The 22165-nt window shown below is 70.3% G+C and carries 25 protein-coding genes, 1 tRNA gene and 1 riboswitch; of the genes, 11 read left to right on the top strand and 15 right to left on the bottom strand.

Going from position 1 to position 22165, the window contains the following annotated elements:
• The first annotated feature begins 37 nt into the window (after positions 1-37).
• Positions 38-412 (top strand): hypothetical protein, encoded by a 375-nt coding sequence (locus tag D6860_RS11380; RefSeq protein WP_076625136.1) that lies wholly within the window; start codon positions 38-40, stop codon positions 410-412.
• Positions 413-428: 16 nt separating this feature from the next.
• Here D6860_RS11380 and D6860_RS11375 read toward each other — a convergent pair whose 3' ends face one another.
• A complete protein-coding gene (locus tag D6860_RS11375; protein ID WP_076625135.1) occupies positions 429-1121 on the bottom strand; it encodes an NUDIX hydrolase in 693 nt (230 codons plus the stop codon).
• A gap of 31 nt (positions 1122-1152) precedes the next feature.
• Positions 1153-1602, bottom strand: a complete 450-nt coding sequence (locus D6860_RS11370; protein WP_371683195.1) for a DUF983 domain-containing protein — start codon at positions 1600-1602, stop codon at positions 1153-1155.
• 313 nt (positions 1603-1915) lie between these two features.
• Here D6860_RS11370 and D6860_RS11365 point away from each other — a divergent pair, with 313 nt between their 5' ends.
• The 4 genes from D6860_RS11365 to D6860_RS11350 all read left to right on the top strand — a co-directional run bounded on the left by D6860_RS11365 (position 1916) and on the right by D6860_RS11350 (position 4113).
• Positions 1916-2539 (top strand): EF-hand domain-containing protein, encoded by a 624-nt coding sequence (locus D6860_RS11365; RefSeq protein WP_083697960.1) that lies wholly within the window; start codon positions 1916-1918, stop codon positions 2537-2539.
• Between the two features lie 94 nt (positions 2540-2633).
• Positions 2634-3218 (top strand): RNA polymerase sigma factor, encoded by a 585-nt coding sequence (locus D6860_RS11360; RefSeq protein WP_179949477.1) that lies wholly within the window; start codon positions 2634-2636, stop codon positions 3216-3218.
• Positions 3211-3591 (top strand): hypothetical protein, encoded by a 381-nt coding sequence (locus D6860_RS11355; RefSeq protein ID WP_229743241.1) that lies wholly within the window; start codon positions 3211-3213, stop codon positions 3589-3591. Before D6860_RS11360 ends, D6860_RS11355 begins: the two co-directional genes overlap by 8 nt.
• 45 nt (positions 3592-3636) lie before the next feature.
• Entirely contained in the window at positions 3637-4113 is a 477-nt protein-coding gene (locus D6860_RS11350) for a periplasmic heavy metal sensor (RefSeq protein WP_229743242.1), read from the top strand.
• A gap of 28 nt (positions 4114-4141) precedes the next feature.
• Here the strand turns inward: D6860_RS11350 and D6860_RS11345 are convergent, their stop codons facing one another.
• Positions 4142-5575 (bottom strand): diguanylate cyclase, encoded by a 1434-nt coding sequence (locus D6860_RS11345; protein WP_076625130.1) that lies wholly within the window; start codon positions 5573-5575, stop codon positions 4142-4144.
• A 111-nt stretch (positions 5576-5686) separates the two neighbouring features.
• Here D6860_RS11345 and D6860_RS11340 point away from each other — a divergent pair, with 111 nt between their 5' ends.
• The 5 genes from D6860_RS11340 to D6860_RS11320 all read left to right on the top strand — a co-directional run bounded on the left by D6860_RS11340 (position 5687) and on the right by D6860_RS11320 (position 8520).
• Positions 5687-5968, top strand: coding sequence for a DUF3572 domain-containing protein (locus D6860_RS11340; RefSeq protein WP_076625129.1), 282 nt, complete (start codon positions 5687-5689; stop codon positions 5966-5968).
• A complete protein-coding gene (locus D6860_RS11335) occupies positions 5965-6663 on the top strand; it encodes an HAD family hydrolase (RefSeq protein ID WP_076625128.1) in 699 nt (232 codons plus the stop codon). Before D6860_RS11340 ends, D6860_RS11335 begins: the two co-directional genes overlap by 4 nt.
• Before the next feature lie 99 nt (positions 6664-6762).
• Positions 6763-7377 carry a heme NO-binding domain-containing protein gene (locus tag D6860_RS11330; RefSeq protein ID WP_076625127.1) on the top strand — a complete coding sequence of 205 codons (615 nt, stop codon included), beginning with the start codon at positions 6763-6765 and terminating at the stop codon, positions 7375-7377.
• The gene (locus D6860_RS11325; RefSeq protein WP_076625126.1) at positions 7374-8363 is read left to right on the top strand and encodes a GGDEF domain-containing protein; all 990 of its coding nucleotides are present in this window, start codon (positions 7374-7376) and stop codon (positions 8361-8363) included. Before D6860_RS11330 ends, D6860_RS11325 begins: the two co-directional genes overlap by 4 nt.
• A gap of 82 nt (positions 8364-8445) precedes the next feature.
• A tRNA-Gln gene (locus D6860_RS11320) sits at positions 8446-8520 on the top strand.
• A 228-nt stretch (positions 8521-8748) separates the two neighbouring features.
• On the opposite strand, the gene cobF is transcribed toward D6860_RS11320, so the two are convergent.
• From cobF to cbiE, 7 genes are all read right to left on the bottom strand, one after another.
• Entirely contained in the window at positions 8749-9519 is a 771-nt protein-coding gene (gene cobF, locus D6860_RS11315) for a precorrin-6A synthase (deacetylating) (protein ID WP_076625125.1), read from the bottom strand.
• Between the two features lie 62 nt (positions 9520-9581).
• A complete protein-coding gene (locus D6860_RS11310) occupies positions 9582-10256 on the bottom strand; it encodes an energy-coupling factor ABC transporter permease (protein ID WP_076625124.1) in 675 nt (224 codons plus the stop codon).
• 70 nt (positions 10257-10326) lie between these two features.
• Positions 10327-10480: riboswitch (cobalamin riboswitch) on the bottom strand.
• A gap of 32 nt (positions 10481-10512) precedes the next feature.
• Positions 10513-11232, bottom strand: coding sequence for a uroporphyrinogen-III C-methyltransferase (gene cobA / locus D6860_RS11305; protein ID WP_017469095.1), 720 nt, complete (start codon positions 11230-11232; stop codon positions 10513-10515).
• Positions 11229-12539 carry a cobyrinate a,c-diamide synthase gene (locus tag D6860_RS11300; RefSeq protein ID WP_076625123.1) on the bottom strand — a complete coding sequence of 437 codons (1311 nt, stop codon included), beginning with the start codon at positions 12537-12539 and terminating at the stop codon, positions 11229-11231. The genes cobA and D6860_RS11300 overlap by 4 nt, the downstream gene beginning before the upstream one ends.
• The gene (gene cobM, locus D6860_RS11295; protein WP_076625122.1) at positions 12532-13332 is read right to left on the bottom strand and encodes a precorrin-4 C(11)-methyltransferase; all 801 of its coding nucleotides are present in this window, start codon (positions 13330-13332) and stop codon (positions 12532-12534) included. The genes D6860_RS11300 and cobM overlap by 8 nt, the downstream gene beginning before the upstream one ends.
• Positions 13329-13703: a cobalamin biosynthesis protein gene (locus D6860_RS11290; RefSeq protein WP_076625483.1), complete on the bottom strand. Its 375-nt coding sequence runs from the start codon at positions 13701-13703 to the stop codon at positions 13329-13331. Before D6860_RS11290 ends, cobM begins: the two co-directional genes overlap by 4 nt.
• Positions 13700-14896 carry a precorrin-6y C5,15-methyltransferase (decarboxylating) subunit CbiE gene (gene cbiE / locus D6860_RS11285; protein ID WP_076625121.1) on the bottom strand — a complete coding sequence of 399 codons (1197 nt, stop codon included), beginning with the start codon at positions 14894-14896 and terminating at the stop codon, positions 13700-13702. The genes D6860_RS11290 and cbiE overlap by 4 nt, the downstream gene beginning before the upstream one ends.
• On the opposite strand from cbiE, the gene D6860_RS11280 reads away from it, so the two are divergent.
• A complete protein-coding gene (locus D6860_RS11280) occupies positions 14895-15644 on the top strand; it encodes a cobalt-precorrin-6A reductase (RefSeq protein WP_076625120.1) in 750 nt (249 codons plus the stop codon). The genes cbiE and D6860_RS11280 overlap by 2 nt on opposite strands.
• Here D6860_RS11280 and cobJ read toward each other — a convergent pair.
• From cobJ to cobN, 5 genes are read right to left on the bottom strand one after another with little or no spacing between them, the layout of a single operon-like run.
• Complete coding sequence (gene cobJ / locus D6860_RS11275) at positions 15617-16369, bottom strand: precorrin-3B C(17)-methyltransferase (protein WP_076625119.1); 753 nt, start codon at positions 16367-16369, stop codon at positions 15617-15619. The two genes, D6860_RS11280 and cobJ, sit on opposite strands and share 28 nt — an antisense overlap.
• Positions 16366-17133 (bottom strand): precorrin-2 C(20)-methyltransferase, encoded by a 768-nt coding sequence (locus D6860_RS11270; RefSeq protein WP_017468632.1) that lies wholly within the window; start codon positions 17131-17133, stop codon positions 16366-16368. Before D6860_RS11270 ends, cobJ begins: the two co-directional genes overlap by 4 nt.
• A complete protein-coding gene (locus D6860_RS11265) occupies positions 17130-17759 on the bottom strand; it encodes a precorrin-8X methylmutase (RefSeq protein WP_017468631.1) in 630 nt (209 codons plus the stop codon). The genes D6860_RS11270 and D6860_RS11265 overlap by 4 nt, the downstream gene beginning before the upstream one ends.
• Complete coding sequence (locus tag D6860_RS11260) at positions 17760-18911, bottom strand: hypothetical protein (RefSeq protein WP_076625118.1); 1152 nt, start codon at positions 18909-18911, stop codon at positions 17760-17762. It lies immediately after the preceding gene.
• Positions 18908-22162 (bottom strand): cobaltochelatase subunit CobN, encoded by a 3255-nt coding sequence (cobN, locus tag D6860_RS11255; protein ID WP_076625482.1) that lies wholly within the window; start codon positions 22160-22162, stop codon positions 18908-18910. Before cobN ends, D6860_RS11260 begins: the two co-directional genes overlap by 4 nt.
• Positions 22163-22165: the final 3 nt, after the last annotated feature.

The following is a 22165-nucleotide window of genomic DNA, read 5'->3' as shown; positions in this document are numbered from 1 at the left end:
TATTGCGCCGCGCCGCGTGAGCCCGTAGCCTTGGCCCATGACCAGTGATCACGACATCGGCGGCGCCGTCGCGCGGCTCGACCGGCTCTTCGAGGACAGGCTGCGGCTCAAGCGTGGCGACTTCGACGCGCGTGCAAAGCGGGCGCGGGGGATGCTGCCCCGACGCCTGCGGCGGGATCTCTCTGCGTTGCTCGAGGCGCGCAAGGTCGCGGGGCATCCGAAACTCGCGCGGATGCTCGACGGTGCTTCCCTGCATGCCGCGTCATCGCGGCTCGAGGCATACATCAAGTCGGTCGATATCGCCGATCGGCGGCGCGGGCGGCTGCTCTTGCTCCTGAGCGGGATCATGCTGAACCTGCTGATCATCTTCGCGCTGGTGATGGCGGTGCTGCTCTGGCGCGGCCTCGTCTGAGCCAGGGCCCCGGGGCTCAGTCCTGCATCGGGCGCCCGTAGAGGCGCAGGAAAAGGCTTTCCTCGTCATCGTTGCGGAAGAAGGGCACCGACGCAGGTGGGCGTTCGTCATGCGCGCGGGCGGCGACCTCGGCAAGGACGACCTCGGTGATGAACGGCATGTCGATGGAGCGCAGGGCGTCGAGACGAATCCACTGAAGGTGGCTCAGCTCGTCGGAGGCGGCGGAGAAATCATCGGGATCCGAGGCCAGCGCCTCGGCATCGGCAAGGAAGAAACGCGCGTCGAACCGGCGGGTCCGACCCGGCGGGGTGATGGCCCGGAACACGAATTGCAGCCCCGAGGCGTCGGGCCGGTGGCCGGTGGCGGCGAAACCGTGCCAGTCGCCGGGCGGGGCGGGCCAATCGCCCGGCGTGCCCAGAATCAGCCCGGTTTCCTCCCACAGTTCGCGAATCGCGGCCACGGCCAGCGCATCGGCCACCCCGGACGGCGCGTCGTCCTCGAGCCGGGCACGGCAGAGCGGTGTGAGCGGTCGCGTGAGCGGCACCTCGGCGTCGGCGGCGTCGACGGCGCCGCCGGGGAAGACGAACTTGTTCGGCATGAAGGCCGCCTTGGCGCCGCGTTGGCCCATGAGCACGCGCGGAGCGGTGTCGCGATCCCTCAGCACGATCACCGTGGCCGCGTCGCGGATTGCCGTCTTGTCGATGCTCATCTCTCCTCCCGCCGTGGCAGCGTCCGCGCGGTCACGAGAAGCCGTGCATCCGTCGCGCCCACTGGAAGCCCACGATCGCCCCCTTCAGCCTGGGCAGAAGATAAAGCGACAAGCCGATGCAGCCAATCGAGAAAATGGTGATGAGGGTCAGCGGCTCGGGGCGCCATGTGACGAAGGCGATATGCAGCGCCGGCGCCATGAGGTGCCCGACGAAAAGGATCGTCAGGTAGGCCGGCCCGTCGTCGGCGCGGGCGTGGAAGAGTTCCTCGCGGCAGACCGGGCAATGGTCGCGCAGCTTGAGATAGCTGCGCAGGATGTGGCCGGTGCCGCAGTTCGGGCACCGCCGGCGAAAGCCCTTGCGGATGGCAGGCCAGGCGTCGCGCGTGTCTTGCGGCTCGGCGCTGGTGTGGACTGGCCCGTCGAGCGGCGCGGCGGCCGGATCGGTGGGGCGCGGTGTGTCGGTGTGCTGCTCGGTCTTCATCATGTCTGGAACTGGGTCGCCTTGGATCATCCGCGCAGCCTGCCGCAGGGAGCGCTGCACAGGAAGTGGGCAGACTGTCCTTGCGGCGCCATGTCGCAAAGACGGGTCGCGCGTGCATCTTTCCACTTATAGATGGCGCCCCCCGGTGTGTGCGGCAACCCCCACCGTGGAGACGGGCTCGCACGGGCCTGCTCGGAGATCTGCCAAAAAAATGCGACGGAACTGCGCGGCTGCTGCGTGGAAAGAGCAGATCGACAGCCAGAGAGGGCGTCGATGGTTTCGCGACAGACAGGAGATCGCAGCAATGAAACGCATGACCAGACTTCTCACGGGCGCCGCGCTTGTCGTCATGGGGGCAACCAGTCTCGCGGTTGCGGCCCCCGATACCAAGGGACCGCAGGCCGGCAACGGCCAGACCGGCCGTCCGCAGATGGCGCAGATGATGTTCTCGCGGCTCGACGCGGATGGCGACGGCGCCATCACGCAGGAGGAGCTTTCGGCGGTCGGCCCGGCCGCGGCCTTTGACAAGGCGGATGCCAACGGCAACGGCATGCTCGAGGGCGATGAGCTCACAGCCTTCCACGAGGCGCGCAAGGTCGAGCGCGAGGCGCGTCGGCAGGCGATGATGCAGCAGCGGATGCTCGACCGGTTCGACACCGACGAGGACGGCACGCTCAGCCTCGAGGAACTGCAGGCCAACGACCGTGGTCCGGCTGCCATGTTCGACCGGCTCGATGCCGATGACGACGGCACCGTGACGCAGGAAGAGATGGCGGCCGCCCAGCAGCAGATGCACAAGCGCCCCGGCGGGATGCGCGACGGCGACGGGCGCCATGGCGGCGAGCGGTTCGACCGTCACCACGGTGACATGCGTGGCCCGCGCGGCGAGCATCACCGCATGGACGGTGAGCGCATGCCCTACTGGCGCCACGACTGAGCCCTTCGCGACGGGGCAGGGCGGCGGCATCGTGCCGCCGCCCGCGCCCGTTGCGCGGCGCCGGCCTTCGGGCTAGCGCATGTGGATGGACCGGATGCCATACGACGCCATGAGCGACTGCAGTGACGAGGACTTGCTCGGTGCCTACGCGGCGGGGGAACCTGCCGCCGCGCGGGCGCTGACCGTGCGGCTGGGGCCCAAGGCCTTCGGTCTCGCGATGCGGATGCTCGGCGACCGGGCCGAGGCCGAGGACGTGGCGCAGGAAGCGCTTCTGCGGCTGTGGCGCGCGGCACCCGGCTGGCGGACCGGCGAGGCGAAGGTCTCGACATGGCTCTACCGGGTGGTGTCCAATCTCTGCATCGACCGCATCCGGCGGCGGCGCGGCGGCAGCGTCGACCTCGACGCGGTGGCAGAGCCGCTGGACCCGGCACGCTCGGCAGAGCAGGAATTGCAGGAGACCGCCCGCGGCGCGGCGCTTCAGGCGGCGCTCGACACGCTGCCCGAGCGGCAGCGGCAGGCGGTGGTGCTGCGGCATCTCGAGGGGCTGTCGAACCCCGAGATCGCCGGGATCATGGAGATCGGCGTGCGCGCGGTGGAAAGCCTCACCGCGCGGGGCCGCAAGGCGCTCGAGGGGCTTCTCGCCTCGCGGCGCGCAGAGTTGGGATATGACGATGACTGACAAGCGCAAGGCGGAGGAAGGGGCACTCGCCCCGTGGTTCGAGGCCGGCCGCGCCGAGGCGCCGGCAGCGTCGGAGGACTGGCTCGCGCGGATGGAGCGCATGGCGCTGGACGAGATGCCCGCGCCGCGTCCCGCCGCTGCGCCCGAAACCCCTGCGGCACAGGTACGGCGCGGCGGCTGGCTGCGCGAGACCCTCGGGGCGCTCGGCGGCTGGCCGGCGATGGCGGGGCTGGTCGCCGCCTGCGCCACGGGCATCTGGTTCGGCGCCGCCGACCCGTCGGGCCTCACCGATCTTCTTGATGCCGCCTCGGGCGACACGATCACCGCGCTCGAGCCGGCGAGCGGCTTCGATTACGCCATGCTGGGACTTTGAACGATGGCCGACACGCACTCCGGAACACCCAAGATGAGCCGCGGCATGCGGATACTGCTGCTTGTCTCGCTCGCGGCGAACCTTGCCGTGGTGGGGCTTGTGGCAGGCATGCTGCTGCTCGGCCCCGATCATCCGCACCGGCGGCCTCCGCAGGGGCATGACTTCGTCTTCCCCTATACCCGCGCATTCAGCGAGGATCAGCGCCACGAACTCGGCCGGCGGCTGCGCGGCGCCTTCGACGAGGATCGCGCCGAGCGGCGGTCGGAGCAGCGTGAGGGCGGCTATCTCGACGGCTACCGCGCGGCGCTGGGCATGCTGCGGGCCGATCCTTTCGACGCCGAGGCATTCCGTGCCACGCTCGCCGACCAGGGCGCCGCCGCGCGGCGACGTCAGGAGGTCGGACAGCAGGTCTTCATGGATTATGTCGAGGCGATGTCCGTCGACGAGCGCCGCGCCTATGCAGAACGTCTCGAGGCCGAGATCGGGCGCATGGCCGAACGGTTCGATCACGCGCGCCACTGAGGTGCCGGCGGGGTGCCCCGACCTGTTCTCAGGGCCGGGCCGATGCCGCCCTTGGCAGGTCCGGCACCAGCTCTGCTGGCGCCGCGACAGGCGGCGCGTCTGCCATGACGACCCGGTTGCGGCCCGCCCGCTTGGCGGAATAGAGCGCCCGGTCAGCCCGCACGAAGAGCTCTTCGGATGTTTCCTGGCGCGCGCGGGAGGCCAGCGCAACCCCGAGGCTCGCGCTCACCGGAACGAGGTCTCCGCAGCCCGATACATCGATGGCGAGGTCGGCAATGCGGGCGCGGAGGCGCTCTGCGGTCCGTAGCGCGCGCGGCGCGTCGGTGTCGGCAAGAGCGACAAGGAATTCCTCCCCGCCGATCCGCGCCACGAGGTCGGCCATGCGCAGCCCCTCGGTCAGCCGGCGCGCCACCTCGACCAGCACGGCATCGCCGCCGGCATGACCGTGACGGTCGTTGATCTGCTTGAAATGGTCGAGGTCGAGAAGGATCAGCGCGTGCTCGCGATGCTGGCGCGCCGCGCGCTCGGCAAGGCGGGCGAGGTGGGGCAGTGCATAGCGGCGGTTGTGGAGGCCGGTGAGCGGGTCGGTCACAGCCGCCCGAAGCCCGCTGCGCATCGTGTCCCGCAAGCGGTCGGCGCTGCGCTTGCGCGCGATCTGCCTCGGCAGCCTGAGCATCAGCTCCTCGGGGTCGAAGCCCTCGGCCAGCACGTCGTCGGCGCCGAGGTCGAGCGCACTCGTCGCGGCGCTGCGGCAGTCCGGCCGGGTGGCGTAGAACAGTGCGGCGCGCCGGGACTTCGGTCCGCCCCGCAGCTGGGTCAGCAGCGACAGCCCGGCGCCCGGGCGGCTGCCGGTGTCCGCGATCACCATGACCTCTGGCGGGGTCGGGCCGTCGCGCAGCGCCTGCTCGGGGTCGAGGATTTCGAAACGGTGCGGCTGGCGTGCGTGCAGTGTCACGAGTGCCGGGCGCAACGGAATATCGGCCTGCACCGGGACCAGTGCGATCCGGGCCGGACGCTCGAACGCCCGTGGCGGCTCGGCCAGCCCGAGCGCGCGCCGGGTGTCCTCGCGCAGGCGCAGCTCGTCCTCGGCGTGGCGCGCGCGCAGGAGATTGCGCAGCCGGGCCAGAAGCGCCAGTTCATCGACCGGGCGGGCGAGCACGTCGTCGGCGCCAGCCGCGAGCAAGCGCAGGCGCGTCGCGCGGTCCGGGGCCGGATGCAGCAGGATCACCGGCGTGTCGGAAAGGCCCGCCGTTCCGCGCAGCTTCCGGCAGAGCGTTTCGCCGTCGGTATCTGGCAGGTCGGTTGCGGCGATCACCAGATCGGGCCGTTCGCGGCGGGCCACTTGCAAAGCCTCTGCCCCCGAGCCCGCCTGTGCGACCTCGTAGTAGGCCGAGGAGAGCCTGACCCTCAGCACGATCCGGTTCGTCGGAACGCCGTCTGCGATGAGTATCCGTCCTGTCATTGCACCTTTCTCGACGATCAGCTACGCAAATGACCGATCACGCGCGCCTTTCTGCAGGTGCAGTCTTCCTGCAGAACGGTTAAGAAACTCTTTCGGATTTGAGGCAAACGGATGCTGTCGCGGGAAGCCGCTGAACTGATCGGCCTTCAGGCCGTCGCATGGCTGGCGGGCAACGACGAGTTGCTGCCGGTGTTTCTCGGGGCGACCGGGGCCGCGGAGGACGATTTCCGCGCGGCGCTCGAAGACCCGTCCTTCCAGGGCGCGGTGCTGGATTTCATCCTGATGGACGACGCCTGGGTCGGTGCCTTCTGCGAGGCGCAGGGCATGACCTACGATCAGCCCGCCGCGGCGCGCGCGATGCTGCCCGGCGGCGGCGAGGTCCACTGGACATGAGCCTGCGCGCCGACGCGGTGCTCTTCGACAAGGACGGCACGCTTTTCGAATTCGGCGCGACCTGGAACGCCTGGGGTCGCGATGCCCTGCGCGATCTCTCCGGCGGCGATGGCGATGCGCTCCTGGCGCTCGCTGCGGCCTCGCGGTTCGATCTCGAGCGTGAAGTCTTTCTGCCCGACAGCCCGATCATTGCCGGTACCAACCGCGAGGCCGCCGAATGCCTTGCCGGCGCGCTGCCGCATCTCGTGGCGGACGAGGTCGAGCGTTACCTGATGCTCGCCGCCGCCGAGGCGCCTCTTGTCGAGGCGGCGCCGCTCGTGGCGCTGATGGCGCGGCTCGACGGGCTGGGCCTGCCGCTGGGCGTGATGACCAATGACGCCGAGTTCGCCGCGCGCGCCCATCTGCGCGCGGCGGGCATCGAGCAGGCGTTCCGCTTCATCGCCGGTTTCGACAGCGGTCACGGGGCCAAGCCGGACCCGGCGCCGCTGCTGGCCTTCGCACGGGCGGTCGGGATGGTGCCGGAGCGGATCGTGATGGTGGGCGACAGCCCGCACGATCTCACCGCCGGGCGGGCGGCGGGGATGCAGACCGTCGCGGTGCTGACCGGTCCGATCGCGGCCGAGGTGCTCGCGCCCCATGCTGACGTCATCCTGCCGCACATCGGTCATCTTCCCGACTGGCTCGGCGCGGCCTGAGGCGCGCCAGCTCCGGGAGGAAACCCGTCCTGCCTGAAGCCTTCGTAAACCCTTTCCTGCAAGGGTGGCGGAGGACAACAGGCAAGCGGAAAACGCCAGATGCATGGGCTGATCGCCAGGACACTCCAGTGCTTCCTGCAGGATACCTACGGGCACCCCGCATGGCAGGATATCACCACCGCCGCGATCTTCGAGGCGGGCGATTTCGAGGCCATGCTCGACTATGACACGCGCACCGTCGAAGGCGTGCTCGATGCCGCCGTCGCGCATCTCGACAAGCCCCGCGACGCCATGCTCGAGGATATCGGAACATATCTCATCACCCACCCGCACAACGAAGGTCTCCGGCGCCTGATGCGGTATGGCGGGGTCGATTTCATCGACTTCCTGCACTCGCTCGAGGATCTGCCGGGGCGGGCGCAGCTGGCGGTGTCGGATCTGGTGCTTCCCGAGCTCGAGCTCTCCGATTCCTCTCCGGGCCAGTTCCTGCTCTCATGCCTGCGTAGCCAGCGCGAGATGCCCGGCTTCGGGCACGTTCTGGTGGGGGTGCTGCGCGCCATGGCCGACGATTACGGTGCGCTCGTCACGCTCGATCACCGTGGCGTGCTCGACGGGGCCGAGATCATCGACATCACCGTGGTCGAGGCCAGCTTCAGCGAGGGGCGGGCCTTCGAGCTCGGCGCGGTGCTCCCGCCGCGCCAGGTCGTGTCATGAGCCTGCCCGGACGCACGCTCGAGGTGATGTGCCCGATGCACCTGCAGATCGGCTCCGATGGCCGTGTCCGGGGGGCCGGGCCCACGCTTCGCAAGCTCACGGGCGAGCGGCGCCTTGCGGGCGTGCCGTTCGACGAGGTCATCGACATCTACCGCCCGAAGCGTGTCCGCAACCTGCGCGACCTGCGCGCGCTCGAGGGGCGCAAGTTGCAACTGCGCCTCCGCAACGGGCCGGGCCGCGCGCTCAAGGGGCTGGCGATGCCGGACGGGGAAGGGGGCGTTTTGCTCAACCTCTCCTTCGGCATCGGCGTGGTTGAGGCGGTGCGCAGCCATGCGCTTACCAGCACCGATTTCGCCGTGACCGACCTCGCCATCGACATGCTCTATCTCGTCGAGGCGAAATCCGCCGCGATGGAGGCCTCGCGCACGCTGAACCTGCGGCTGCAGGGGGCGATGCTCGCAGCGGAACAGCGGGCCTATACCGACTCGCTCACAGGGTTGCAGAACCGTCGTGGGCTCGACCGGGCGCTTCAGCGCCTCGTCCGCGCTGCCGAGCGCTTTGCGCTGCTCCACGTCGACCTCGATTTCTTCAAGCAGGTGAACGACACCCGCGGCCACGCCGCGGGGGACCGGGTCCTGCAGAGGGTCGGGCAGATCATGCTCGAGGTCACCCGGAGGGAAGATCTCGTCGCGCGCATCGGCGGCGACGAGTTCGTGATTCTGCTCGCGGGGGTCACCGACCGCACGCGACTCGCCGAGCTCTGCGAGCGACTCGTCGGCCGGATTGAGCAGCCGATCGCGCTCGACACCGAGGTCTGCCGGATTTCGGCAAGCATCGGCATCGTGCGAAGCGACCCCGAGATGGCGTCGTTCTCGGACACCAAAACCCTGCTCGGACGCGCCGATACCGCGCTATACACGGCCAAGCGAAACGGTCGCGCGCAATACGCGTTTCACGAAGATGGCCCGCCGAAGGCGGCGCTCTGAGGCGAGATGAAAAATCTGTATCTTTTTTGCGAAACCGGGGCTTGCGCCCCCCGGAATCGTATCGTAATACCCGCGCCACGGTTGGGGTGTAGCCAAGTGGTAAGGCAACGGTTTTTGGTACCGCGTACCGCAGGTTCGAATCCTGCCACCCCAGCCAGTTCTTCCTAACATACCGTGATGGCGTCACTTCTTCCCTTCGGGGCGGAAGAATGCCCCACTGACTGCCCCGCTCCAGTGGGCCCCTCTGGCGTGCTTTCATGCGCCTGCTGAGTGGTGAGGGAAGGCTTCGATGGAAGCCCCTGTCGAGGCGAGATCAGGGAGGGGGATGCCTAGAAAAGCCCAAGGTCTGGTCGCCTCAGCCCTGTTCCCGCAACGGGCCACCCGGCTACCGAGCGCGTCGCAGTTGCGACGCGCCCTCCGGGCAACACAGCCGCCGCAGCAGGTAGGTGTCCATGATCCAGCCGTGCCGGGCGCGCAGCTCGGCACGGCGCTCCATGATCCGGCCCCCGACCTTGGCCAGCGATCCGGCCTCGAGCGCCTGCGCCTCGGATCCGAGATAGGCGCCCCACCAGATCTGCAGCCCTTCGGGGTCAAGGCCCTGAAAGCTGCATTCGGCGTCCAGCATCACCACCACCGTTTCCTCGTCTTCCGGCCAGCCATGGTCGCGCAGCTGCCGTCCGGTGGTGATCTTGACCGGTCCGTTCACCGTGTTGAGCGGGATCGCGTGGGCCGCCGTCAGCGCCTGTATCGCGGTGATCCCGGGCACCACCCTCAGACGGGGACGGGGCACCATCCGTTCGGCGATCCGTAGCGTGCTGTCGTAGAGCGCGGGATCTCCCCAGACCAGCAGCGCCACCGGCCCCGGCGGTGCGCTCTGCATCGCGGCGACCCAGCGCCGGGCAATCTCGTCGTGCCATTCGATGACCCGTCGATTATAAGGCAGGGCGGGATCGCGCACCGGGTAATCAAAGCTTCGGACTTCGGCCTGCGCCCCCGAGGCCTCGATGATCCCGTATCGCAACGCGGCAAGCGCGTCCTTTCCCTCGCCCTTGTGGGGCACGAGGATCACCGTTGCATCGCGCAGCGCCTGCAGTCCTTCGAGCGTGACATGCGCCGGGCTTCCGGTGCCGATGCCGATGAGCCAGAGATCGTCCATCCGTGTCATTCCTGCATGCAAAAGCCGGAGCCCCGATTGAGGGGGCTCCGGCGGCAATGGCTTCAGGCCGCGTAGAGACGCGGGGTGAACAGGCGGGCGATACCGCTGTCACGGGCGGACTTGGCCGCAGCGAGGGCTGCCAGATCGGCCAGCGGCTCGATCAGGATCACCATCATGTAGGCCGCGCCGAAGGTGCCGACCGACGCCAGCGTGCCAACCGAAACGCCCTGGCCGTAGAAGGCCCAGAACGCGACCCAGGCGACAACGCCGCCCTGGTAGATCGCCGAGAGTTTCAGCACGTCCGCATAGCGCAGATCGACATAAGCGGTGCCCGGTGCGACGACGCGGCGGGCCAGAGCGGAGGCTGCGAACAGCGGCACCAGAAGCGTGGTGACGTTGACGAAATACATCGGCAGGTCGGTCGGCGCAAAGAACATCCCCTGGATCAGCAGGCCGAGCGCCAGCCCCAGCGCCGCAGGGGCGGTGCCCAGCAACAGGAACAGGGTCGAGCCGAGGATGAAGTGCACCTCCGAGATGCCCACCGCGAAATGCGGCAGCAGCTCGAAGAAGACAAAGGTGCCGATGGCCGCGAGAACAGTGCGCGGCAGCAGCGACAGTGCACCGCCCGCCTTGACGTCCTGGACGACCTCCTTTGCGGTATGGCCCGCCGCGCCCGCCGCCGTGGCAACCGCGAACATCATCTTGGCGCCGTCGACGACGCCGGGTTCGATATGCATTGATATGTCCTTTCTCGTTATGCTGCCCCACCGGCAGCGCTGGCCCCTTTGCGGGGCGGTTGAGGTGCCGAAGGGCAGGTCTCCTGACTCGCGTCTCACCGCGCCTCGGCCCTTCCCGGCAGGGTTGCCAGTGGGATGATCCTCGGCGCTCTTCGCTTACAGTTGCGGGGGCAGTCCGGGCCTTTCACCCGGTTCCCTGCGGCCGCGCATGGCGGCGCACCCTCTCGGCGGTGGCCCCTTGCGGGGCCGGGTCGTTTCACTCCTCTGCCAAAGGTCCGAACAGGATGAGCCCGGCCTTGTCGCCGGGCTCGTTCGCAAGCCGCGCGGCCAGGCTCGCGACGGTATGGCGCGAGATCTGCTGGTCGGGGCGGCTGACGGATTCCGCCAGCATCGCGGGCGTCTCGGGGGGCAGCCCCTCTGCGATCAGGCGCGCGGCAAGGCCGGGGAAGGTGCGTTTGCCCATGAAGATCGCCGTGGTCGCCATCGGGTCGGCCAGAGCCGCGATATTGGCATCCTCGGGCAGCGCGCCGGTCAGGTCGTGGCCGGTGGCGAATTGCACCCGCCGCGCGGTCAGCCGCCGGGTCAGAGGGATGCCCGCCGCTGCCGCCGCCGCACAGGCCGAGGGCACACCGGGGATGATCTCGTAGTCGATCCCGGCCTCCCTGAGCGCGGTCAGCTCTTCCTCGAGCCGGCCGAAGATGCCGCCGTCGCCGGATTTCAGCCGCACCACGCGCTGACCGACCCCGGCATACTCCACCAGCAGGCGGCTGACGTGATCCTGCCGGGGCGAGGGCCGCCCGGCACGTTTTCCGACGCCGACGAGGTCCGCCCCCTCACGCGCGTGTTCGAGGATCGGACCGGCCGAGAGATCGTCGTAGAGAACCGCATCGGCGCGGCCCAGGCGGTCCACGGCCTTGAGTGTCAGCAACTCGGGATCGCCGGGGCCGGAGCTGACGAAACTGACGAAACCGCTCATGACGGGGTCTCCCGGGAAATGAGGTGAAAGAAGGTGCCGGTGACGTTGCCGCGCACCGAACCCGTCTCGGGCACGGGCGCGCCGTCGGCGTCGCTGACGCTTGCCAGTGGTGCGTCGGGCTGTTCGAGAATGGTCGAGTAGTGGAACTCGTGCCCGCGCAGCGCCGCGCCGGGGGCGCTTCCGGGCATCGGCGCGCTCAGCACCGCGCGGCGATAGCCGAGGTGGAACTTTCGCTTTTCGTAGCTGGTCACGAGACCGAGCAGCCCGGCCATCTCGTGCCGCGTGCCCTCCTTGTCGATCAGCCCGGCGCCAAGCGCCATGTAGCCGCCGCACTCGCCATGAACGGGGCGGGTCTCTGCGAAGGCCCGCAGCCCCGCGCGGAAACTCCCGGCTGCAGAAAGCTGCCCGGCATGCAGCTCGGGGTAGCCGCCGGGCAGCCAGACCAGATCGGCATCGGCGGCAGGGGACTCGTCGGCCAGTGGCGAGAAGGGCAGGATCTCGGCGCCCGCCGCGTGCCAGCCTTCCAGCAGGTGCGGATAGGTGAAGGAGAATGCCGCATCGCGGGCAATCGCGATGCGCTGCGCCGGGGGGCGGGGCAGGGCGCCTGGAGCCGGCAGCGCATGGCCGCGCGCCGCCGCCCGGATCGCGCCAATGTCCACGTGTTCGCGCAGAAAGGCGGCATAGCCTGCGATGGCCTTGTCGAGGTCGGGATGCTCGACCGCCTGGATCAGCCCCAGATGCCGCTCGGGCAGCGCCAGATCGCCGCGCCGGGGCAGCACGCCCAACACCGGCAGCCCGGCGCGGTCCATCCCGGCCCGGGCCAGCCGCTCGTGCCGGGGCGAGGCGCAGCGGTTGAGGATCACGCCCGCAAAGGGCAGCTCGGGCATGTATTGCCGGAATCCCAGCGCGGTGGCGGCGGCGCTCTGCGCCTGTCCGCTGACGTCGATCACCAGCACCACCGGCCAGCCCATCGAAACCGCCGTCTCGGCGCTGCTGCCGAAGCCGCGCAGGCCCTTGGTGGCGACCCCGTCATAGAGCCCCATCGACCCTTCCGCGACGCAGATATCTGCCCCCGCCGCCTGCGCCGCGATGGCGTGCCAGAGCCGGTCGCCCATCGCCCAGCCGTCGAGGTTGAAGCTGTGCCGCCCCGCCGCCGCAAGGTGGAAGGCCGGGTCGATGTAGTCGGGCCCGGACTTGAAGGGCTGCACCTTGACGCCGTCCTCGGTCAGCGCCCGGAGCAGGCCCAGCATCACCGTGGTCTTGCCGGTCCCCGAGGCGGGGGCCGAGATCATCAGCCCGTCAGCCATCCTGCGGCTCCGGGGTCCAGTCCTGCCACGGGCTGTCTGCAGTTTGCGGCCTGTAGCGCCGGTCGTAGTCGGCGGCATAGAGGCAGCTCTCGGCAAACCCCTCGCCGCCGAGCGCCGGGCCGACGAGGATCAGCGCGGTGCGGGTGATGCCGGCGTCGAGACGGGTTTCGATGTCCGCGAGCTTGCCGCGAATGATACGCTCGTCCGGCCAGCTGGCGCGAAAGACCACGGCAACAGGGCAGTCCGCGCCATAAGCGGGTGCGAGGTCACGCACCACTGCGGCGATGTTCTGGATCGACAGGTGAATCGCCAGCGTCGCACCGGTGGCGGCGAAATTGGTCAGCGTCTCGCCCTCGGGCATCGAAGAGGCCCGCCCCGGCGTGCGGGTCAGCACCAGCGATTGGGCGAGGCCAGGCAGCGTAAGCTCGGCCCCCAGAGCGGCGGCGGCGGCGGCAAAGGACGGAACGCCCGGCGTCACCGACACAGGGATTCCTTCGGCCTTCAGGCGACGCATCTGCTCGCCCATGGCGGACCAGACCGAAAGATCGCCTGAATGCAGCCGGGCCACGTCCTGACCCCCGTCATGGGCCGCGCGGATCTCGTCGATGATCTCGTCGAGGCTCAGCGGCGCGGTGTTGACGATGCGCGCACCGGGCGGGCAATGGGCAAGGATCGCCTCGGGCACCAGCGACCCGGCGTAGAGGCAGACCGGACACGAGGCGATGATGTCGCGGCCGCGCAGGGTCAGCAGGTCGGGCGCGCCGGGACCGGCGCCGATGAAGTGAACGGTCATGTGTCCTGTCCTTCGAGATCTTGCAGGGCGAGCGCGCAGCTCGCCATGCGGTCGGATGAAAAGACCCGCGGCCCCAGGAGCCGCGCACCGGGGCCTGCGGCAGCCAGGGCGGCGGCCTCGGCCACCGAGCCGGTGCCGCGTTCTGCCAGCACGCGGGACGAGGCGGTCAGCGTGACCTGGGCCGTCAACGCGTCGGGGGGGATCGCCTGGGCGGGCAGCGCCTCGGCTTGGGCAAAGTCGATGAAGGCGCGGGATGTGGCCTTGTCCTCGGCGGTGGCGATCCGCTGCGGACGCTGGCCCGCGCGGGCGAGGGCGTCGCGCAGGCTCTCCGGTCCCGCGCTGGTGCGAAATCCGAACCCCGCGACGATCATGGCACGGCGCTCCATTGCAGGATCGGGAAGGCGGTCTGCCAACCACGTTTCGAGCCGAGCGCGCGCGTTTCCGACAGCTGCACCCGCAGCAGATCACCGCCATGCGCCGCCTGGGCCGCGATCAGCAGCGCTTCGGTTTCCAGCGTCACCGCGTTGGCAACGATCCGCGTGCCGCGTGGGAGGTGGGTGGTCAGCCAGCCGAGCAGGGCCGCATCCAGCCCGCCGCCGACGAAGACCGCCTGCGGCGTCTCCAGCCCCTTTAGCGCCTCGGGCGCCGAGCCGGGCACCACGCGCAGCCGTTCGACTCCAAGCCTCGCGGCGTTGGCGGTGATGCGCGCAGCCCTGTCGGGGCGCGGCTCGATGGTGGTGGCCGTCAGCGAGACATCGGACAGCAGCCATTCGATGGCGATGGACCCCGAGCCACCGCCGATGTCCCACAGATGCTCGAAGGGCCGGGGCGCCAGCGCCGAAAGGGTCAGCGCGCGCACCGGGCGCCTGGTGATCTGGCCGTCATTGTCGAACCAGTCATCCGCCCGTCCCGAGGCGAGCGGCAGCACCCGGCCCTTGCCGGCCACCTCGACGCCGACACAGACCGGCGCCTCGTGCGATCCGGCACCCGCATCGGCGCGCTGGCGTGTAAGACGCTCGGACGGACCGCCGAGGCGTTCCATGATGTGCAGGTCCGACGCGCCGAACCCTTCCTGCGCGAGGTATCCCGCAAGCTGCGCCACCGCGGCGCCGTCGCGCAGCAGCACCAGCATCCTGCGCCCCGGCGCCAGGACCGGGCGCATCCGTGCCAGCGGTGCGGCGTGCAGCCCGAGACAGACGGTGTCCTCGAGCGGCCAGCCCAGCCGGGCGGCGGCCAGCGCGAAACAGGATCGCCCGGGCAGAGCGCGCCAGTCTCCGGGCGACAGCCTGCGCGCCAGCACCGCGCCCGCGCCGAACCAGAACGGATCGCCCGAGGCCAGCGCCACAACCTGCCGGCCGCGCAGGCCAAGCAACTGCTCCACCCCGTCGGCAAAGGGCACAGGCCATGCGATGCGTTCCGCGCCGCCCTCGGGCAGCAGCGCAAGATGGCGGGGCGGTCCCATGACCACCTCTGCGGCATCCAGCGCGCTTCGGCTTGCAGCGCACAGCCCGTCCGGGCCATCCTCTCCGACACCGACGATGGTCAGCCACGGAGCCTCAGACATGACCAACCTTCTCGTGCTGGGCGGCACCACCGAGGGCACCCGCCTTGGCCGCGCCCTTGCCGAGGCCGGGGTGAACGGCACGATCTCCATGGCAGGGCGCGTGGCGAGCCCGGCGGCACAGGCTTTGCCGCTGCGGGTCGGGGGATTCGGCGGGGCGGAGGGGCTGGCGCGTTACATCGCGGAAAACCGCATCACCCATGTCATCGACGCCACCCACCCCTTTGCCGCCCGGATGAGCGGCAACGCCGTGGCCGCTTGCGCGCAGACCGGTGTGCCGCTGATCGCGCTCACCCGCGCGCCTTGGCAGGCGGAAGAGGGCGACCGCTGGACCCATGTGCCGGACATCGCCAGGGCGGGCCGCGCCCTCGCAGGCCCGCGCCGCCGCGTGATGCTCGCCGTGGGCCGCATGCATCTTATGGATTTCGCGGAGCAGCCGCAGCACCATTACCTGCTCCGGCTCGTCGATCCGCCAGAGGCGCTGCCGCTGCCTGATTGCACCGTCGTGGTGGACCGCGGCCCATTTGCCCTCGACGGCGACATCGCCCTCATGCAGCAGCACGGCATCGAGCTTGTCGTCTCGAAGAATTCCGGCGGCGCGGGGGCCTATGCCAAGATCGAGGCGGCGCGCCGTCTCGGCCTGCCGGTCCTGATGATCGACCGGCCGCAGATGCCGCCCCGGCACGAGACACACGAGATCGCGCAGGTGATGGAGTGGTTGGCTCATGCGGGGACCGACCTCGGGGTGTAGACGATGGGCGCGCCCGCGCGCTCGATGATCCGCGTGGCAGAGTTGCCGACGATCACCATTGTCCGCATGTCCGCCATCTCGGGCGTGCACTGCGGAAGCGGCACCACGCGGATCTGTTCCTCTGGGGTCGAGACGGCACGGGCAAAGATCACCGGGCGCGCGTCGCCGCATGCCTCCCTGAGAACCTCCAGCGTGCGGGCGAACCCCTCGGGGCGGGCCTTCGAGCGCGGGTTGTAGAACGCCATGGCGAAATCCGCCTGGGCGGCGAGCTTCAGCCGGCGCTCGATCAGCGACCAGGGCTTGAGGTTGTCCGAAAGGTTGATGGTGCAGAAATCATGCCCGAGCGGAGCACCGGCCCGCGCCGCCGCCGCCAGCATCGCGGTGATGCCGGGCAGCACGCGGATATCCAGGTCACGCCAGGCGGTCGGTCCCGCCTCCACCGCCTCGAACACCGCCGAGGCCATGGCGAAGACACCCGGATCCCCCGATGAGACGACCACGACGCGCCGCCCTTGTGTTGCCAGCTCCAGCGCATGGCGCGAGCGGTCGAGTTCGACGCGGTTGTCGGACGGGTGCAGCGTCAGGCCGGGGCGGGGCGCAACGCGGGCGACATAGGGGATGTAGCCGATCACGTCGGTGGCCGCGGCCACCGCGGCGGTGACCTCGGGGGTGACGAGCGCCTCGGCGCCGGGCCCGAGCCCCGCGATGGTGATGCTGCCGCTCATGGCCTGCGCCCCTGTCCGTGCACGATGACGATGGAGAAATACGGGGTCACGCGGCCCTCGGCCTCGGCGAGGCGCTGCACCGTCTGGTTCGGCATGGCGGCGTATTCCACCAGCCAGGCGTCCTCGTAGCGGCCCGCGCGGCGCAGGGCGCGGCGCACCTTCTCGATATTGCGCCCGATCTTCATGATCACCAGCGCATCGGCGTTCCGCATCTGCTGGGCCAGCATCTCTTCGGGCAGCGTGCCCATCAGGGTGCTGAGAATGTCGTCGCCCCAGGTGATCGGCGCGCCGGTCGCCGCCCAGGCGGCGGACATGCCGGTGATCGCGGGCACGATCTCGAGCGGGACCAGCCCGGTCAGCCGGGTGTGGAGATGCATGAACGAGCCGTAGAAGAAGGGATCGCCCTCGGCGAGCACCAGCACGTCATGACCCGCGTCCGACAGCGCCTTGAGCCGCGCGGTGCACTCTGCATAGAACGCCGACAGGATCCCGTTGTAGCGCGGATCGTCCAGCGGGATCTCGGTGGTGACCGGATATTCCATGGCGATCTCGACGACGCCCTCGGGAAGCATCCCCTCGACGATGCGGCGCGCCTGACCCGCGCGGCCGGCCTTGCGGAAATAGGCGACGTGGCGCGCGCTGCGCAGCAGCCGGTCCGCCCGGACCGACATCAACTCGGGATCGCCGGGGCCGAGCCCCACGCCGCGGATGGTGCCGCGGACGGAGTTCGCCCGGGTACTGGCCAGGTCCTCCTGCAAGCTCATTCCGCCCGGCTCGCGATGGCGTTGATCGCCGCGACGGTGATCGCGCTGCCGCCGAGGCGGCCCTCGACGATGCAGCAGGGCACCGGCTGGTCGGCCCAGAGGGCATCCTTGCTTTCCCGCGCGCCGACAAAGCCGACGGGGCAGCCGATGATCGCCGCCGGGCGCGGCCAGGCGGGATCCTCGAGCATGTTCAGCAGATGGAACAGCGCGGTCGGCGCGTTGCCGATGGCCACCAGCGCGCCGTCCAGATGCGGCCGCCAGAGTTCCAGCGCCGCCGCCGAGCGGGTGTTGCCCATCTCCTGCGCCAACGCGGGCACGGAGGGATCATGCAGGGTGCAGATGACATCATTGTCCGCCGGCAGGCGCTTGCGGGTGACGCCTTCCGAGACCATGCGCGCATCGCAAAGGATCGGCGCGCCATTGGCCAGCGCGGCGCGGGCGACGCGGGCAAAGCCGTCCGAAAAGCGCACATGACGTTCCAGCCCGACCATGCCCGCGGCATGGATCATGCGTACGGCGATCGGCTCTTCATCCGCGTTAAAATGGCCAAGATCGGCCTCGGCGCGGATTGTCGCGAAGCTCTCGGTGTAGATGGCGGCGCCATCCTTCTGGTAATCGTAGGGCATTCAGGCGCTCCGGATGGCGTCGGGAATGTGCGACGGGTCAAGGCCCGTCAGGCTCGGCGGGTCCCAGGGCGCGCCGCCCCGGACAAGATCGAAACGGCCGTCCCGCCCCACCAGCGTGAGGTCTGCACGGCGCGGATGGGCGCAGCCCTTGGCGCAGCCCGACACATGCAGGCTGCCCCCGGCATCGGTGTCGGCACTGGCGCGCCGCGCAAGCGTGCGGGCAAGCGACCGGGTCTCGACGCTGGCGGCTGGGCAGAAGGGGGCGCCGGGGCAGGCCGAGGCACGCATCTCGGGCGCGCCCGGGGCGCTGACAAAGCCGGGGTGCAACGCGGCCTCGGGCTGCGGGCAGAGAATGCGCAGCATCCGGCCCGGCAGGGGGCGCAGCGCCGAGGCACCGCTTTGCGCGACGAGGCCGCGCAGCGCCTCCGGCTCAAGTGCGCCGAAGGGCACGCCAAGCACCGCGCCAAGCTCGGGATCGATGCCCGGCTCCGGCCAGCCTTGCGCGCGCGGGGCGGCTCGCTGCCACATCTCGGGAAGCATGGCCTTTGCGACATGGCGCGCCATGCGCCCGTTGTCGCGACCTCCGGTGCCGACGAACCAGTCCGCAAGCTCGATGATCGCGGGGATCGCCCCGGCCTCGGAGACGGGCCGCCCGAGGGCCACACCGTCGGCGCGCAGCAGCAGCGCGCCGTTCTCGGCCAGTTCCAGCCGGAAGTCGCCGATCGCCTCGCCAAGCCAGGCCCGGGCACCGGTGTCGATCACGTAGCCCATCTTTTCGGGCAGGTTGGGAAGCCGCGGCAGCGCCTCGAGCAACCCGGTGCAAAGACGGTCCGTGAGATCGCCCGGGGACCGGTCCGGGGCGACAAGCATGTTGCGCCGCGCCTCGAACGATGGATCGAGGTCGAGCAGGCCCAGCCCTTCCAGCGCGGCAAGAAGCGCGAGGTGATCCTCCTGCGCGATGCCCCGCAGTTGCAGGTTGGCGCGCGATGTCAGCTCGATCAGCCCGTTGCCGAACCGCTCGGCAAGATCGCACAGCCCAAGAACCTGCGCCCGGTTCAGCTCGCCGCGAAAGGGGCGGACCCGGACGACGAGCCCGTCCCCGGACAGCATCGGGCGGTGGGCCCCCGGACACCATCCCTTGACCACGCTCATGCCATCACCCGCGCATTGCGCCGCGACATCCAGAGCCCCGCGGCCTGCAGCGCCGCAAAGCGGTCCAGCATCGCCGCATGGGCGCCGGGGTTCGTCTCGCGCAGGAAGGCGTCGGTTTCGGGATCGCCAAGCGTTTCTTCATGGAAGAGATCGAAGAGCTTCGGAGACACCACTCCGGCAAGCTGCGCAAAGGCGGCCATATGCTCGAGCGTCGCCGCGATCTCGGCGGCGCCCCGAAAGCCGTGGGCGCGCATCGAGGCGATCCATGCGGGGTTCGCGGCGCGGGCATGCACGGTGCGGGCGATTTCCTCGGGCAGCGCACGGGCGCGGGGCCGTGCCGGATCGGTCCCATCCAGATGCCACAGCCGCGCTTCGCCCCCCGTTACCGTCTGCGCGGCGGCAAATCCGGCTTCGTGCGCGGCGTAATCGGCCGCCATCAAGAGGTCGGTTTCGGGCAGGTCCTGAAGGTGCACGAAGGCATCCGCCGCTGCGACCTGCGCACGCAGCGCCTCGGGGTCGTGCCGAGCGGTCTCGCCGTCGAGCGCCCAGGACGACCCGGCAAGCCAGGCCTGTCCGGCGGCATGGCGGTCCTGCTCCGAAAGGTTCCCCATCCCGAGCCCGTAGCGCCCCGGCTCCGGCCCGAAGACCCGCGCGCCGGCATCGCTGCCGGCATAGGGGTTCCAGTCCGGGGCCTCGTCACGTTGCGACAGCGCGCGCACCGCTTGCGAGAACAGTGCCGTGAGCGGCGCGAACACGTCGCGAAAGAGGCCGGAGACCCGCAGCGTCACGTCGATGCGCGGACGGTCGAGCTCTGCCACGGGCAGGATCTCGAAGCCGCTCACCCGGCCCGAGCCTTCGTCCCAGCGCGGACGCACGCCGAGAAGATGCAGCGCCATGGCGAATTCCTCGCCTGCCGTGCGCATCGTGGCCGAGCCCCAGAGATCGACCACCAGCCCGTGCGGCCAGTCGCCCTCGTCCTGCAGGTGGCGGCGTACCAACTCTCCGGCCAGCGCCACGCCCTGCGCATGGGCGGCACGGGTCGGAACGGCGCGGGGGTCGGTGGTGAAGAGGTTGCGCCCGGTGGGCAGCACATCGCTGCGCCCACGGTAGGGCGAGCCTGACGGCCCCGCCGCGATCCGCCGCCCGTCGAGCGCGGCAAGCAGCGCATCGCGCTCCTGCTCCGCGCAGGCACCGCTGCGGCCCCACACATGCAATCCTTCGGGAAAGCGGCTGTCCTTGATATCACAGACGAAGCGGTCGATGCGGGTGATCGCCTCGGCGCCGCAGACCTCGCCCAGCCCCAGATCGGCCCCGAGACCCCGCGCCTGCGCCTCGGCCCGGATGTCCTGCATGAGCCTGTCGCGGCGGCGCGGGTCGAGGCCGTCGGCGGTGGAAAACTCGTCCAGCAGCGCCTCCAGCGGGCCGAGCCTGTCGGGCGTTCCGGTCTCGCGCAGGGGCGGCGGCAGATGCCCGAGGGTCAGCGCCCCGATGCGCCGCTTGGCCTGTGCCGCCTCGCCGGGATCGTTGACGATGAACGGGTAGAGCACCGGCAGCGCGCCGGTCAGTACCTCGGGCCAGCAGTCATCCGAAAGGGCGACCGACTTGCCCGGCAGCCATTCCAGCGTGCCATGGGCGCCGATGTGGACCAGCGCGTCTGCCTCTTCGCGCAGCCAGAGGTAAAGCGCGACATAGGCGTGGCAGGGCAGGCGCGAGAGATCGTGGTACTCCTCCGCACGCCGTGCCGGGGTGCCGCGCTCCGGTTGCAGCAGCACCAGCGCCTTGCCAAGGCGCAGTCCGGTGATGTGGAAGGCGCCGTCGCGGCAGAGAGCATCCTCTTCCGGCGCCCCCCAGGCCTCGGCCAGACCCGCGCGCAACTGCGGCGACAGGGCCTCCAGCGCAGCGCGGTAGCGCTCCAGCGGCAGGCGGATCTCCTCGGCCTGCAGGCCGGCCTCGAGCGCGGCAAAGGGCGGCACGTCATGGCCGGCGTCGCGCAGGTCCGACAGGATCGCCTCGGCGGAGGCGAGCGCGTCGAGCCCCACCGCATGGCCAAGGTTCCAGTCCTTGCCGGGATAGGTCGAGAGCATCAGCGCCACCCGGCGTTCCGCGGGCGCCTGTCCCGCGAGCGCCATCCAGCCGCCGACTCGCGCCACCAGCGCAGCAATGCGCGCGGGTTCGGGGCAATGCCGCGTCAGCGCATGTTGCAGCGCCGGGTCGCGCCGGCCCGCCTGCTTGAACGAGATCACCCCGCCCATCAGCCGCCCATCGACCTCGGGCAACACCACGTGCATCGCGAGGTCGGCAGGCGAAAGACCGCGCTCCGCCCCTGCCCACGCCTCGCGCGACGAGGTCGCCATCACCGCCTGGAACACCGGTACGCCCGCCGCGTCCAGCACCGGCGCGGACTCGCCCGAGGCGGCGGAAAATGCGGTGAGATTGACGATGACATCGGGCGCGGCCTCCCGGATCGCCTCCGCCAGCGGCCCGGCACTCGCCCCCTTCAGCGATGGGGCATAAAGCCCGGTCACCTCTGCCCCCTCTGCACGAAAGGCGCTGAACAGAGCTTCCACAGGGGCCACGTCGGCGGACACGATGTAGGAGCGGTAGAACACCACCAGCACCCGTCGCCCTTTCATCTTTCCAGAAATACGCCGGGGAGCGCGAGGGGCAGCGCCTCTCGCCGCCGAAGGCGACATCGCGCCACACTCCGGCGTCCAGAACCCGACCACCGGCAGCGCCTTCGATCCCGGCACCGGCGCGGCGTAAAGCCCCGAGGCCAGCGCCATCTGCGCCAGCGCCGCCTGCGCGGCCACGGCGCCGCCGGTGTCGCACAGCTCCGCCAGCCGGCGCAGGGTCGAGATCGGCAGGGTCGAGACCGAATCCAGCCGCGCATCTTCCCGCCCATCGGCGGGCAGCACCGCCAGCGCGATGCCGCGCGCCCGGGCCAGCGCCTGCACCTGCCGCAGCCCGTAGTCCCAGTAGGGCATCCCACCGATCAGCCGCACGAGGATGCCCTTCGCCCCCGCCAGCGTCCGCTCGACATAGGTGTCGACCGACAGCGGGTGCCGCAGCGCCGACAGGTTCGCAAGCCGCAGCGAGGGCAGGCCGCCGGCCGCCCGGTGCCAGCCTTCCGCAAAGGCCCCCAGATCGCTGTCCGAAAAGGACAGAACCACCAGATCCGCCGGATCCTGCGCGAGGTCGGTCGGAACCGCGCTGTCCTCGAGCCCGTGGCTTTCGCGGAAGACGACGTGCATCGG

The organism is Salipiger sp. D13 (assembly GCF_003703915.1).
In the GTDB taxonomy this organism is placed as follows: Bacteria; Pseudomonadota; Alphaproteobacteria; order Rhodobacterales; family Rhodobacteraceae; genus Salipiger; species Salipiger profundus.
Note: the sequence above shows the minus strand (reverse complement) of the source record. Positions and strands in the feature narration are given on the sequence as shown.